The sequence below is a fragment of the Flavobacterium sp. UBA7680 genome (assembly GCF_002482975.1).
In the GTDB taxonomy this organism is placed as follows: Bacteria; Bacteroidota; Bacteroidia; order Flavobacteriales; family Flavobacteriaceae; genus Flavobacterium.
Window position 1 is genome coordinate 26,224 of the sequence record NZ_DLHA01000045.1, and the last position, 15,022, is coordinate 41,245.

General features: G+C 33.8%; 13 protein-coding genes. 7 read left to right on the forward strand and 6 right to left on the reverse strand.

What is annotated here, in order from left to right:
- Nucleotides 1-61: 61 nt before the first annotated feature.
- From B3C18_RS19305 to hpt, 3 genes are all read right to left on the reverse strand, one after another.
- On the reverse strand, nt 62-1,336 hold the full coding sequence (locus B3C18_RS19305; protein WP_291150409.1) for a hemolysin family protein: 1,275 nt from the start codon (nt 1,334-1,336) through the stop codon (nt 62-64).
- A 203-nt stretch (nt 1,337-1,539) separates the two neighbouring features.
- Entirely contained in the window at nt 1,540-2,112 is a 573-nt protein-coding gene (locus tag B3C18_RS19310) for an adenylate kinase (protein WP_053470808.1), read from the reverse strand.
- 75 nt (nt 2,113-2,187) lie between these two features.
- A complete protein-coding gene (hpt, locus tag B3C18_RS19315) occupies nt 2,188-2,718 on the reverse strand; it encodes a hypoxanthine phosphoribosyltransferase (protein ID WP_291150414.1) in 531 nt (176 codons plus the stop codon).
- Nucleotides 2,719-2,904: 186 nt separating this feature from the next.
- On the opposite strand from hpt, the gene B3C18_RS19320 reads away from it, so the two are divergent.
- The 5 genes from B3C18_RS19320 (at nt 2,905) to purE (ending at nt 9,067) form a co-directional block, all read left to right on the forward strand.
- A complete protein-coding gene (locus B3C18_RS19320) occupies nt 2,905-4,179 on the forward strand; it encodes a PQQ-dependent sugar dehydrogenase (protein WP_291150417.1) in 1,275 nt (424 codons plus the stop codon).
- A gap of 159 nt (nt 4,180-4,338) precedes the next feature.
- Nucleotides 4,339-6,429, forward strand: a complete 2,091-nt coding sequence (locus B3C18_RS19325; RefSeq protein ID WP_291150421.1) for a TonB-dependent receptor family protein — start codon at nt 4,339-4,341, stop codon at nt 6,427-6,429.
- A gap of 30 nt (nt 6,430-6,459) precedes the next feature.
- Nucleotides 6,460-7,011 (forward strand): hypothetical protein, encoded by a 552-nt coding sequence (locus B3C18_RS19330; protein ID WP_291150424.1) that lies wholly within the window; start codon nt 6,460-6,462, stop codon nt 7,009-7,011.
- A 298-nt stretch (nt 7,012-7,309) separates the two neighbouring features.
- The gene (locus B3C18_RS19335; RefSeq protein WP_291150427.1) at nt 7,310-8,464 is read left to right on the forward strand and encodes a 5-(carboxyamino)imidazole ribonucleotide synthase; all 1,155 of its coding nucleotides are present in this window, start codon (nt 7,310-7,312) and stop codon (nt 8,462-8,464) included.
- Nucleotides 8,465-8,581: 117 nt separating this feature from the next.
- Entirely contained in the window at nt 8,582-9,067 is a 486-nt protein-coding gene (purE, locus tag B3C18_RS19340; protein ID WP_291150430.1) for a 5-(carboxyamino)imidazole ribonucleotide mutase, read from the forward strand.
- A 113-nt stretch (nt 9,068-9,180) separates the two neighbouring features.
- Here the strand turns inward: purE and B3C18_RS19345 are convergent, their stop codons facing one another.
- Nucleotides 9,181-9,849 (reverse strand): hypothetical protein, encoded by a 669-nt coding sequence (locus tag B3C18_RS19345; protein WP_291150434.1) that lies wholly within the window; start codon nt 9,847-9,849, stop codon nt 9,181-9,183.
- A gap of 221 nt (nt 9,850-10,070) precedes the next feature.
- Here B3C18_RS19345 and B3C18_RS19350 point away from each other — a divergent pair, with 221 nt between their 5' ends.
- The gene (locus tag B3C18_RS19350; protein ID WP_291150437.1) at nt 10,071-12,098 is read left to right on the forward strand and encodes a M3 family metallopeptidase; all 2,028 of its coding nucleotides are present in this window, start codon (nt 10,071-10,073) and stop codon (nt 12,096-12,098) included.
- A gap of 118 nt (nt 12,099-12,216) precedes the next feature.
- The gene (locus B3C18_RS19355) at nt 12,217-12,876 is read left to right on the forward strand and encodes a SanA/YdcF family protein (RefSeq protein ID WP_291150440.1); all 660 of its coding nucleotides are present in this window, start codon (nt 12,217-12,219) and stop codon (nt 12,874-12,876) included.
- A gap of 31 nt (nt 12,877-12,907) precedes the next feature.
- On the opposite strand, the gene B3C18_RS19360 is transcribed toward B3C18_RS19355, so the two are convergent.
- Nucleotides 12,908-14,095, reverse strand: a complete 1,188-nt coding sequence (locus B3C18_RS19360) for a hypothetical protein (protein ID WP_291150443.1) — start codon at nt 14,093-14,095, stop codon at nt 12,908-12,910.
- A 10-nt stretch (nt 14,096-14,105) separates the two neighbouring features.
- Nucleotides 14,106-15,020 (reverse strand): glycosyltransferase family 2 protein, encoded by a 915-nt coding sequence (locus B3C18_RS19365; protein WP_291150446.1) that lies wholly within the window; start codon nt 15,018-15,020, stop codon nt 14,106-14,108.
- Between the last annotated feature and the right edge of the window lie 2 nt (nt 15,021-15,022).

Sequence of the window (15,022 nt, forward strand, 5' to 3'; positions counted from 1 at the left end):
CTCAATCCCATTTTTCAGTACAACCTGCGACTGAATACTGCGACTGAATACTATTTTCTTTTTATTCTTTAAGCGCTTTTACAAGCACTTTATCAATCTTTACGCCGTCCATGTCGACAACTTCTAAGATGAATTTTTGCCAAATTAGTTTTTCACCTTCTTTTGGAATATGTGAAAGTTCGGTCATAATCATTCCGCTTACGGTGTTTACTTCGTAATCGTTTGTTAGTTCATCTAATTCGAAATACGTTAAGAAATCGTGTAATGAATAATGTCCGTCAACCAGCCATGATCCGTCTTCTCTTTCTATAAGCTGGAATTCATCTTTATAAAATTCAGATGCGTCTCCAACTAAAGCTTCAAGAATATCATTCAATGTAATTAAACCTTGAAAAACGCCATATTCATCTGAAACCAAAGCGTAATGAACGCCTGTTTTTTTGAAATTTTCTAATGCTTTATAAGCTGTTGTCTGCTCCATTAAATAAGGTGCATCAGAAATTATAGCTGCAAAATCAAAATTATCATTTTCGATATTCGCGAATATATTTTTCAGCGTTACAACCCCAACAATGTCATCATAATTTTCGTTAAAAACCGGATAAACCGTATGCAAATCCTGAACAACTAATTCTTTTATTTTGGATTTATCAGCATTTAGCGGAAGCATATCAACTGATTTTCGGTGCGTCATTAACGAACTTACTTTTCTGTCTCCAATGTGGAAAACACGCTCCACAATATCTTGTTCAATTTCCTGAACTTCTCCTACTTCTGTTCCTTCCTTAATGATGGCTTTAATTTCTTCCTCCGTTACTTTTCCGTCAGCAGTTGGTTTTATCTGCAAAACATTCAATAAAAAATCTGTTGAAGACGTTAGTAACCAAATGAACGGTGCCGTGATAATAGAAATTACTTTCATTGGCATTGCTACCATTTTGGCAATCGATTCCGGATAATTTAATCCGATACGTTTTGGAAGTAATTCTCCTAAAACTAAAGAGAAGAACGTTAAAACTACAACCACAATTCCAACCGCAACGGAATGAGCGTATGGTTTTAAAATTGCAAAACCGCTCACAAATGTTTCTACATCTAATGTGATTTTATCACCAGAATAAATACCTGTCAAAATTCCGATTAAGGTAATTCCGATTTGTACCGTTGATAAAAATTTGTTTGGAGAATTTGCCAGATCCAGCGCTGTTTTGGCACTTTTGTTCCCTTTTTTTGCTGCTGTTTCCAGTCTATTTTTTCGTGCCGAAATCAATGCAATTTCTGACATTGAGAAAACTCCGTTTAATAGTATTAGAAAAAATATTATTAGTATTTCCAATGTTTAGTAGATTCGTTATTTGTTTGGTTCGTTGTTTGGTATAAATTCTTATTGTTCTTTTTTAGCCCAGATGGAAGTGAAGAGCTCGGAGCTAAAAAAACTAATTTTTCCTGCCAGAAAACAGCGACCAGCGGAAGCTCGTTTTATGGTTTGGAAAAATAGTTTTTTTAGTGAGGACTCGTAACGTACAGCTGGATTAGCTTCTACAAATTATCTATAACTGACGTTAAGCGTTCTGTAATTTCTTCGATGGTTCCAATTCCGTTTACGGCGTGAAACTTATTCTGCTCTTTATAATATCCAATTAATGGAGCTGTTTTTTCATTGTATTCCTGATATCTTACACGAATTTTTTCTTCGTCCTGATCATCTGGTCTTCCGCTTGTTTTTCCTCTTTCCAGTAAACGTGCTACTAAAATTTCGTCATCAGCCTCTAATGCAATTGTTGCTGTTACGCTTGAACCAATTGTTGGTAAAAATTTATCTAATGCCTCAGCCTGATCTAAAGTTCTTGGATATCCGTCGAACAAAAATCCTGCGCTTTCCGGGTGTTTATTTACTTCATCAATTAACATTGCAGTTGTTACTTCGCACGGAACTAATTCTCCGTTATCCATAAAAACTCTTGCTTTTTTACCTAGTTCAGTATCATTTTTTAAATTAAAACGAAAAATATCTCCTGTAGAAAGATGTGTTAAATTGTATTTTTCTTTTAAAAATTCTGCCTGAGTTCCTTTTCCTGCTCCAGGCTTTCCAAATAAAACAATGTTAATCATAGTACGTTTGAGTTGTGTGACTTCTTATTTTTTGAAGAAGTTTAAAATGAATATATAGTTGTGTTTTGTTTAATATTATTCAGCTAATTTATATACTTCGGTCAGGTTTCTTCCTAAACCATCATAGTCTAATCCGTAGCCAACGATAAATTTATTCGGGATTCTGATTCCGATATAATCTATCTTAATGTCTTTTTTATAAGCTTCTGGTTTAAAGAACAAAGTAGCCACTTTAAAGTGTTTTACATTTTGTGCTTTAAATAAATGTTTCAATTCTTCAAGCGTATTTCCTGTATCGATAATATCTTCGATAATAACAACGCTTCTTCCAGACAAATCCTGATTGATTCCAATCAATTCTTTAACTGAATTTGTTGTTTCAGTTCCTTCATAAGAAGCCATTTTGATAAATGAAACCTCGCAAGGACTTTTATATTTTTTCAGGAAATCGGCAACCACCATAAAGGCGCCATTCAAAACTCCAATAAAAATTGGAGTATCATCTCCAAAATCATCTTCTACCTGTGCAACTAATTTGGTTAAAGCAAAATCAATTTCCTTAGCCGAAATAAACGGAACAAATTGTTTATCGTGAAGTTGTATCATTATTTTTAAATTTAAAATAATGGACAAAGATACAGAATTACAACCAATCTGCCCACATGAAAATAGAATCGAAAGATGACTTTTTTGCGAATGTTAAATATCAGTTAATAATTACAAAATCGTTCTTGCATCTACTTTTTAATTTACTAAATTGTTGTTGAATAATCATTTAACTCCAAAATACCAATGAAGAATTACTTACCACTATTTTCTATATCATTATTAATTTTAATGACTTCCTGCAACGGACAAGTTAAAAAAGAGGAAAAAGAAGCGCTGGCAAAACAACCCGGAAATGTTGTAAAAACTGCTGTTGGCGACATTACGCTTCCTCCTCCATATGCTACTGAATCTAAAACGAATAACAGCAAAGTTATTGGCTGGCCAAACGGAGTTACTCCAAAAGCTCCTGAAGGTTTTACGGTTACGAAATTTGCTGATGGTTTTGAAAACCCACGCTGGACTTATATCGCACCAAATCAGGATATTTTTGTGGTAGAAAGCGGAACTAGATCGAGCAAAAATCAAATCACAGTTTTTCGGGACAAAGACAAAGATGGAAAATTTGAAATCCGTCAAGTTTTTATTACCGGCTTAAACAGACCTTTTGGAATGCTGGTTTTAAAGGACTTTTTCTACATTGCAAATACTGACGGATTATACCGTTATCCTTATAAAAACAATCCGCTGAAACTGGAAACAAAAGGCGAAAAAATTCTTGAACTTCCTGCCGGAGGTTACAACAATCACTGGACACGAAATTTATTAGCAAGTCCTGACGGAAGCAAAATTTATGTTTCCGTAGGTTCAGGAAGTAACAATGCTGAACATGGCGTTGACAAGGAAGTGCGTCGTGCCGGAATTCTTGAAATTAATCCTGACGGAACAGGTGAAAAAATCTATGCTTCGGGTCTTAGAAATCCTGTTGGAATGGATTGGAATCCTGTTAATAAAGAGCTTTGGACAGCCGTAAATGAGCGTGATGATCTGGGTGATGATTTGGTTCCTGATTATATTACGAGTGTAAAAAAAGATGGTTTTTATGGATGGCCTTATTCTTATTTTGGAAGTATTCCTGATCCGAGAATGAAAGGCGAAAGAAAAGATTTGGTCGAAAAAGCAATTGTTCCAGATGTTTCTGTTGGTGCCCATACAGCTTCGCTTGGATTGGCATTTTATACTAAAGATGCATTCCCGGCAAAATATAAAAATGGTGCTTTTGTTGGGCAGCATGGCTCTTGGAACCGTTCTAAAATTTCAGGTTATAAAGTGCTGTTTGTTCCTTTTAAAGATGGAAAACCATCTGGAAAACCGGAAGATTTTTTAACTGGTTTTGTTTCGGATGAAAATAAAGCTGAAGTTTACGGACGTCCGGTTGCTGTGACCGTTATGAACGACGGATCGCTTTTAGTAAATGATGATAGTAGTAATACGATTTGGAAGGTTACGGCGAATAAATAAATTCCAATTTTTGAAATGCCAAATTCCAATTGTTCAATAATTTAAACATATAGAAACATAGATTTTATATTTTATTAAAAAGCGAAACACCTTTTTTGCCTCCATGAATCCTATGTTTCTATGTGTTTTAAAAAACTACATTTTTAATTCGAATCATTTATGATCTTAAAAAAATATTGCTTTTTTCTTTTTGTGGTTTTTGTTTTCCAAAACATTGAAGCGCAGAAAAGAGAAGGCAAAAATATTGACTCTCTAAAAACCGAAAAACTGAAAGAAGTTGTAATCAGTTCGCTTCATATTGATAACAATTTATTAAACACGCCGGCTTCGATTGGTGTTCTTTCTAAAAAAGATTTACTGCAAAATAATACTACAGATATTACAACGGTAATCAATACAATTCCGGGTGTTTTTATGCAGTCTTCTAATTTTACCACAACCCGAATTTCGATTCGGGGCATTGGCGCGCGAACTACTTACGGAACCAATAAAATCAGAGCATTTTATGGCAGTATTCCTCTGACTTCCGGAAACAGCGAAACGGTTATTGACGATATTGATCTTGAAAACCTCAACCAAATTGAAATTATAAAAGGGCCGCTTTCGAGTGTTTACGGCGCTGGATTGGGCGGTGCAATTTTAATTTCACCCCAGCTTTCTAAAAACGGAAATCAAAGTGCCGGAATAAGTTCTGTTTTTGGTTCTTTTGGATTATTGAAAAGCAGTGTGAATTTTGGTTTAGATGAAAAAAACGGAAGTTTAAACATTAGTTATCACAATTTAAAAACCGATGGCTGGCGCGAAAACAGTGCGTACAAACGCGAAGGAATTACGCTTGCGGGAGAATTATTTAGAAAGAAAAACAGCAAACTAACTTACTTTTCAAATTATACTTATTTAAAAGCTTTTATTCCGAGTTCGATAAATAAAAATGCTTTTGAAAACAATCCGGAATCTGGTGCGCCAACCTGGGTTGCTTCAAAAGGTTATAAAGAGTATAAATCGACTTTGGGCGGATTGGCTTATGATTTTTCGATTAATGAAAATTTGAAGAATTCAACTTCTGTTTTTATCAATTATAAAGACAGCAACGAACCAAGACCTTTTGACATTTTACGTCAATATACTTTTGCAACGGGCGCGAGAACGCAATTCTCCGGAAATTTTAAAATTGGGAAAATAGAAAATAACTTCATTACCGGAATTGAATATTTTACGGATACTTATAAAGGTAATACGTTCGAAAATCTGTATCAGCAAAATAATGGTTTGGGAAGTCTGCAAGGCGATCAGCTTACAGAAACCGGACAAAAAAGACATTTTTATAATATCTTTTCTCAATTGAGAACTTTACTTTCTGATCAATTTGAAATTCAGGCAGGTTTAAATTATAACAAAACTAAATTCAGTCTCGACAATTATAATGAAAACTCGAATCAGGAATATAGTTATGACGGCATTTTTTCACCGCAATTATCTTTATTATTTAAGCCGAATTTGCAGCAGACGGTTTATTTTTCGGTTAGCCGAGGATTTTCATTGCCCGCAACAGAAGAAACTCTTACAAGCGAAGGCACAATCAATACGAATATAAAACCTGAAAATGGTTATAATTTTGAAGTGGGCGGAAAGTTCTATTTCTTCAATAAAAAACTTTACACAGAAATTGCGGTTTACCGAATGGAAATTAAAGATTTATTGGTTGCAAAAAGAGTTGGCGATGATCAATATGTGGGTTTAAACGCTGGGAAAACATTTCATGAAGGAATCGAAATTACTTTAAATCATAATTGGCCAATTAATAATTTCTTTTCTCTGAATTCTTATTTAGCCGGATCTTTAGGAAATTATGAGTTTAAAGAATTTGTTGATAACGGAAATGATTATTCCGGAAATAAATTGACCGGAGTTGCAGCTAACAAAATCAACGCCGGAATTACTTTAAACACCAATCTCGGAATTTATTTTAATGCCGATTATCAATTTGTAGATGAAATTCCGATGAACGATGCCAATACTGCTTTTTCAGATTCTTATAATCTTATCAATTTAAAAAGCGGTTATCGCTTTGAAATTCTTCCGCAGCTAACTACAAATTTTTCTGCCGGAATAAATAATGTTACAAATACAAAATATGCGTCTCTAATACTGCCAAATGCCGTTGCGGTTGGAAACGCGGCACCCCGCTATTATTATCCCGGACTTCCTATAAATTATTACGGAACTATCTCATTAAATTATTTATTTTAGATGCTTGAAATCACCCCCAAACCTAAAAAAATGCTTTCTGTATTACAAGAAAAACTGGATTATGTAAGTGCTTATCGGGAAAACCGGTTAAAGTGCGCGCAAGACATTCTCGAAAACCCATCTTTATTTGAAGAATTAGTTTCGATTTGCTTTTCGCCCGACAATAAAAACAATCATAAAGCCTGCTGGATCCTTGAATTTGTATCGTACGAAGAATTAATCTGGCTCCAGCCTCACCTTGATTTTTTCTGTTCTAATTTGAAAGTTCTGAAAGACGAAAGTTCGCTCAGACCAATTGCAAAAGTGGTTCAGCTTTTAGTAAAATCACATTATAAAAAAAACGAAAACAGTATTTCTTTATCCGAAGAAAATCTTCAGGATTGCATTGAAGCGAGTTTTGACTGGCTTATAAATGATGTAAAAGTCGCAACAAAAGCTTATTCTATAAGAACTTTATATGTTTTGGGAAATTATTACGACTGGATTCATCCTGAACTTCGAGTTATTTTAAACAAAGATTACGGAGATCATTCTGCAGCTTACAAAGCCGTTGCGCGCGAAGTTTTGAAGAAAATTGAGTAATTTTTTTTGCCACAGATTAAAAGGATTATATAGATTTTTTTTGTTTGCCACGAATTACACTAATTTCCACGAATTATTTTTTAGATTGAACCTGAAAAATTAGTGGCAACCAAAAACCCGCACAGAGATAAATCATTTTAATCCTTTTAATCTGTGGCAAAACTTTAAAATATAATTCGTGGAAATTAGTGTAATTCGTGGCAAAGCTTTAAAAATATAATTCGTGAATTCGTGGCTGAAAAACTAAATTTTGGCTAAAAAAAGATTAAAAGGTATCTTTGCAAAAACACAACACAAAATGAATTATTTTTCTTCTGATTTTAAATTAGGAATATTAGGCGGCGGACAATTAGGTAAAATGCTTTTGTCCGACACCAGAAAATTTGACATACAAACTTATGTTTTAGATCCGAGTGATGAAGCACCAAGTAAAATTGCCTGTAATAAATTCTTTCAAGGCGATTTAATGGATTATGAAACGGTTTACAACTTCGGGAAACAAGTCGATGTTCTAACTTTTGAAATCGAATTGGTAAACCTTGAAGCTTTAACACAATTAGAAAACGAAGGCTTAAAAGTATATCCATCTCCAAAAACTTTAAAAGGAATTCAGAATAAAGGAACTCAAAAAGATTTTTATACCCAAAGTAATATTCCAACTGCATCCTATTTACGTTTTGAAAGTCCGGCACATTTACAAAAATCAGTTGGAAATAATGAAATCACCATTCCGTTTGTATGGAAATGTACCGAATTTGGTTACGACGGAAATGGCGTAAAAGTTATTCGCCAGATTTCTGATATGGATGATTTACCAAATGTAGAATGTATTGCTGAAACTATGGTTCCGTTTAAAAACGAATTGGCGGTAATTGTGGTAAGAAATCCATCGGGAGAAATTAAAACATATCCAGTTGTAGAAATGGAATTTCATCCAGAAGCAAACCAAGTTGAATACGTAATTTGCCCTGCAAGAATCGATGAAAAAGTTGCCGAAAAAGCCAGAGCAATTGCTTTAAATGTTTCTGAAAAATTCAATCACGTTGGACTTTTGGCTGTTGAAATGTTCCAAACCAATGAAGATGAAATTTTAGTGAATGAAGTTGCTCCGCGTCCGCATAATTCAGGTCATTATTCAATTGAGGCAAGTTATACTTCACAATTCGAAAATCATTTACGAGCTATTTTAGATCTTCCGTTAGGAAACACAGACAGTAAAGTTGCCGGAATTATGGTAAATTTAGTGGGTGCTGAAGGTTATTCTGGAGACGTTGTTTATGAAAATATCGAAACCATTTTAGGATGGGACGGCGTTACTCCCCATATTTACGGTAAAAAGCAAACACGTCCGTTCAGAAAAATGGGTCACGTTACAATCGTAAATGAGAATATGCAGGAAGCAAGACGAATTGCTCAGGAAGTTAAAAATACTATTAAAGTGATTAGCGCTTAGTAATTAGTTCGCAGTTTACAGTCGCAGTCACAGTCTAAATAAACATTTTATAGTCTCGGTTTTCAGTTTCCAACAACTTGAAACCTGAAACTTGAAACAAAACAAACAAAAACACACATGAGCAAAGTAGCCATTATAATGGGAAGCATTTCAGACATGCCAGTTATGCAGGATGCAATCGACATATTAAAACAATTTAATGTAGAAGTTGAAGTAGATATCGTTTCGGCACACAGAACGCCGGAGAAATTATTTGATTTCAGTAAAAATGCACATACTCGAGGAATCTCGGTAATTATTGCCGGTGCGGGCGGTGCGGCACATTTACCTGGAATGGTGGCTTCGATGTCTCCGCTTCCTGTAATTGGAGTTCCTGTAAAATCAAGTAATTCAATTGATGGCTGGGATTCGGTATTATCGATTCTGCAAATGCCGGGCGGAGTTCCTGTTGCAACTGTAGCTTTAAACGGAGCAAAAAATGCCGGAATTTTAGCAGCACAAATCATCGGAAGCCACGATAAAAAAGTTTTAGATACGATTATTTCTTATAAAGAAGAATTAAAAACTGCGGTTAATAAAGCTGCTGAAGGTTTAAATAAGTAATTTCACAGAGATACACAAAGAAGACACAGAGGTGCACAAAATTTTTGTGAATCTCTGTGTTTTTTCTTTGAGAATCTTTGAGAAACTAAATTTAAGATTTTACCTCTTTTAAATTAAGCGATATCTTCAACTTCTTCTAAAATAGATTCAAATTCAGATTCTTTTATATCTTCCTTATTTATCCAATTTTCTGAAGTCACCAAATCGTAATTTATATTGTCTTCTGTCTTCAATTCCCAAATAATACTTTCAGCTTCCGGAAACGGAATATTTTGAGATATTTGATTTTCGAATAATCTTTTGATCAGATTTCTATCAGACAAACCGTTATTCAATAATTTTAGTACGTTTTCGGCTGTCAGCTTTTGTACTTCTCCATCTGTTGGCGTTAGTGAAAAATGGACAATAGAAGCTTTTGCATTTGGAAATTTTCCATTATAGGCTTTAAAAAGCAATTGATTTACATGAAACAAAGTGCCTTGCATGTGTATTTCGGGATATTCCTCACAAACCTTATCGATTAACATATTGTTCGATATTTGCTCTATTTGTCCTTCGCTTAATTGATCTCCTAATTTATATTGCAAAACTATTTCGGCAGCTTCGTTAGGCTCATAATCTGAAATCGCCATTTCTAATAATTCCGGTAAACTGCTTTTCTCTGCCGCTGCTCCATCGGGATAATTGAATTTTTCTAATAACGCAATAAAATCTTCGTCTGACCAATACCCTTCAACTTCATTAACCGTATCAATATTCTTTATAACAACTTGATAATTCATCCTATTTTATTTTTAGTTATGATTAGCATTTTATAATGCTAAATCTATTTTTTCAATTTACGCTTTTAAAAACGCCTACAGAAATAAATAACATATCTATAACACAATTTAAGAGGATTTTATGCCGAGAATCGATCTTGTTTAGATGATTAGGTTTTTATAAATTGCTATCTTTGGAATTCAAAAAATTGCCTTCTATTAATAAAAAATATAATATCATAATGAGTGTTTTACTTTCAAAATTTATAACCAAACATAACACCGCACCTTTTTCGCAAATTAAAATCGAAGATTATGTTCCCGCTTTCAACGAAGGAATTGTTTTGGCTAAAGCCGAAATTGATGCAATAGTAAATAATCCAGATGCGCCGACTTTTGAAAACACCATTGTAGCGATGGATTTTTCGGGTGATATTTTAGATCGTCTTTCTAGTATTTTCTTCAATTTGAATTCGGCAGAAACGAATGACGAAATGCAGAAAATAGCTCAGGAAGTTTCGCCTTTGCTTTCAGAATTTGGGAATGACATTCGTTTAAATGCTAATTTATTTGCGAAAGTAAAAGCCGTTTACGATCAAAAAGAAAGTTTAGGTTTAAATCCTGAACAAACGACTTTATTAGATAAAAAATACAAAAGCTTTTCAAGAAACGGAGCTAATTTGCCAGAAGACAAGAAAAATCAATTAAGAGAAATTGACAAAGAATTATCGAAATTGAGTTTACAGTTTGGCGAAAATGTTTTGGCAGAAACCAACAATTTCGAATTGCATTTGACTGATGAAAAAGATCTTTCAGGATTGCCAGAAGGTACAATCGAAGCGGCAAGATTATTAGCTAAAAACCAAGAAAAAGAAGGCTGGATTTTCACTTTAGATCATCCAAGTTATGTTCCGTTTTTGACTTATGCTGATAATCGCGAATTGCGTAAAAAAATGGCAATTGCATTTGGTGCAAAAGCATTTCAAAATAACGAATTTGACAATCAGGAAAATGTTTTAAAAATTGCTAAACTGCGTTTTGAAAGAGCTAATTTATTAGGCTACAAAACGCACGCGCATTTTGTTTTGGAAGAAAGAATGGCCGAAAGTCCGGAGAAAGTTTTTTCTTTCCTGAATGATTTATTGGCAAAAGCAAAACCTGCGGCTCAAAAAGAATTTGCAGAATTAACTGCTTTCGCGAAAGAATTGGACGGAATCGAACAGTTAGAAAAATGGGACGGTGCCTATTATTCTGAAAAATTAAAACAACAGCTTTTTAATTTAGATGATGAAAAACTGAAACCTTATTTTCAATTAGAGAAAGTTTTAGACGGTGCTTTTACAGTTGCCAAAAAATTATATGGTTTAACTTTTACCGAGGTTTTTGATATCGATAAATACCACGAAGAAGTTACAACTTATGAGGTAAAAGATGCTGAGAATAATTTGGTTTCGATTTTCTATGCTGATTTTTTTCCAAGAAAAGGAAAAAGAAATGGCGCGTGGATGACTTCATTCAAATCGCAATATGTAAAAGACGGCGTAAATGAAAGACCACACATTTCGAACGTTTGTAATTTTACAAAACCAACAGAAACAAAACCATCATTATTGACTTTTAATGAGGTAACGACTTTATTCCACGAGTTCGGGCACGGTTTACACGGAATGTTGGCTGATACAGTTTACCCAAGTTTATCTGGAACTTCTGTTTACTGGGATTTCGTAGAATTACCAAGTCAGATTATGGAAAACTGGTGTTATGAGCCGGAAGCTTTGGCTTTGTTTGCGAATCATTACGAAACGGGAGAAATTATTCCGATTGAATATGTTCAGAAAATTAAAGAAAGCGCGAGTTTCCAGGAAGGTTTGGCAACATTGCGTCAGTTGAGTTTTGGATTATTAGATATGGCTTGGCATGGACAAGATCCAACTTCAATTACAGATTTAAAAGCTTTCGAAACGGAACAATTTGCCAACACACAATTGTATCCTGATGTAAAAGAAAATGCAATGAGTACTGCTTTTTCTCATATTTTTCAAGGTGGATATTCTTCCGGATATTACAGCTACAAATGGGCAGAGGTTTTAGATGCTGACGCTTTTGAATATTTTCACGAAAACGGAATTTTCAATGAAGAAATAGCGAAGAAATTTAAAGATAATGTTCTTTCTAAAGGTGGAACAGAACATCCTATGACTTTATACAAACGTTTTAGAGGACAAGAACCAAAACCTGAAGCTTTATTGAAAAGAGCAGGTTTGTTATAATTTTAGATTTCAGATCTTAGATTTTAGATTAAAACCGATGTACTTCTACATCGGTTTTTTATTTGATTATACTTTAACTATCTTCGTGTTTTTGAATCTTAATCTTACAAAATAAGCCGTGAAAAAATATTTTAGAATCTTCCTTTACCTTGTAATTATCGGATTAATTACCATTGTTTCTGTGAATTATTATGTAAGATCTTCTACTAAAAACAAGATTTATTATACGGTTAAAAAGTTTCCGAAAAATGATGTGGGAATTATTTTTGGTGCAGGAATTAATGGAAATCAGCCAAGTAAATATTTAAAGGATCGTTTGGATGCGGGAATTTTATTGTACAAGATGAAACGTATCAATAAAATTTTACTTTCGGGAGATAACGGCCGCGATGAATATGATGAACTTACTGTAATGAAAAATTATTGTTACAATCACGGAGTTGACACTACAAAAATCTTTGTTGATTATGCTGGGTTCGACACCTACTCTACTATGTATCGTGCGAAACATATTTTCAAGATTAAAAAAGCGACATTAATTTCTCAAGAATATCATTTGAACCGAGCGATTTATATCGGGCAAAAACTTGGAATAAAATCGGCTGGATATTCTGCAAACAATGGAGAATATCACGGATATAAATATGTTTGTTTTAGAGAATATGGTTCGATTTTTAAATCCTTTTTTGATGTTTTAAGAGATCGCGAGCCTCGTTTTCTGGGAACTCCAATTAACATTAATGATTCTTCTAATTATTCTAAAGAAGATAAAAGGTAAACATACTTTTTAATTCTTTAAAATACTTTTATCATCTCAAATCTAACAATTGAGGGGTTTTGGTCGTATTGGGATCTGTATATAAATCAGAGGCCGCAACTAGTAAAACCTCAACTTCCATAAAACGTTCGTTGTAATCTAAGCGTTTTTTTAATGCTTTGGATTTTTCTGCAATAAACTCTGCTTTTTGGTTTTGGGGAACGTTTTGTACAAGCAGCATTTTTACAACTTCTTTAAAATCTTTACTGGATAATTGAATCTGAAAAGCTGTTGCAGAACTCGTAAGAAAATTAAATTCATCTAAATCATAGTGTTGTTCAGAAAGTATAAAAGATTTGGTTTCTCTTGATTTTAATTCCAGAAAAGCTTTTCCGTCTAAATTAACCCATCTTCCTAAATCGCCAATCGCATATCGAAAAACAGGAAATCTTTTTCGGAAAGTATTCGTAACGGCAATTGTGCCATATCCATCACTATCCGGATTAATGATTTCGATTATAATTCCTTCAATAACTGAAAACAAAGAAGGGTTTTGAGTAAAATCTGACCACGCCCAAATCCCTGTTTCGGCAGAGCCATACATGGAATAAATTTGCTGAAGCCCAAATACTTTTTCTAAAAGTTTTTGAACTTCGGGTCTTAAAAACTCTCCTGCATATAACAAGTTTTTGATTTGCAGTTTTTGATTATTCTCTTGTAAAAATTGTGCAAAACATAATAATTTTGAAGGCGTTCCCATTATAAAGTCCGGCTTAAAATAAGTCGTGGCTTGTTCCATATCTTTATAACTGGCGTGTGCACTCAGCGCTAATGTTGTTGATTGACATTTTTCTAAAATATCATCCATTATAGCAGCCGTTCGGTACATATCTGAATATCCAAAAATATTTAAAGCTATTGTTTTCGGAGTAAAAAAATTATTCTTGGTTAATTCCCTCGCCATCGCAAAACGCTGATTTTGATTTTCTTGTATATCTACTGGAAAAACTAAAGGATTTTGAGTACTTCCGCCTGAGCGTACTAAATATACTCCTGTCTTTTCTTCATGCAGTTTAAAATTGTTTTTTAAAATGGGCATCAATTCTTTTTTACTAAGAACGGGAGCTTTCTCTGCACAATTATGTTCTTTATAGAACTCAATGTATAAGGGATTCTTTTTTGCCAATTCAAAATAATCCTGCAATTCTCTTTTTTCTGTTTTTGGAATATCTGGGGACATAGTTTTTATTTTAATTCGGTCTTTTTTTGAAATAATACCAATTCCTAATTAAGCTTTTAGAATGGTTAATCAGAAATAACATTTTTTGTCGCCAGGATGGTAATCGTTCCATGGCATGTTCGAGCCATCTTTGTGATAACATTCCCATGAGCTGTTGGTCGTATTTGTCAGTACTTTTATGGTATCGTTCTATAGTAACGGGAATTTTTAATTCTTTCCAATTAGAATATTTAATTCTCGACAAACTGCCTTCAACTTCTCTTACTTCTATGCAGACTTTGTTTAGTAAGGCTACTTTTGGTTTATCTTTTAAACTTTTCACGACACGATACCAAAAGTCAATTCCTTCGTTTAAGGATACATCGGTTTCATAACGAATATTTTCTAAATGCTTTTTTCTGATTACCACATTACTGCCAACGCCCATAATAAAATCTGGAGAACTGATGGTATGTAATATATTTGGAATCAAAAACAATTCATTTGAGAGTGAAGTCATTTCTTTTTTGAAGGATGAAATGTTGGGCAGATAATAGTTTGATGGTATTAATAAAAGTCCGAGTACCAGAACATCTATGTTTTCCTGTTCCATAATTAAGCCGACTTCTTTTAAACAGGAAGAAGTATAACAATCGTCGGCATCCAAAAAACTGATCAGATCTCCTGTTGCGAGTCCCATTCCAATATTTCTTGCATGACCGGGGCCTTTATTTTCTTTTAATTCAATAATCTCAACTTCTGTTAGTAAAAACTGTGGTGCAAAAAATGCCAGAGCATCTTTTAGCAAAAACATACTTTGATCTGTACTAAAATCATCAACAATAATAATTTGTGAGGCTTTTTTTTCCTGAAAAGCCAGCGACCGAATCGTATCGTATATGAACGCTTCTTTATTATAAAGAGGAATTACAACTGTATGTTTCATAA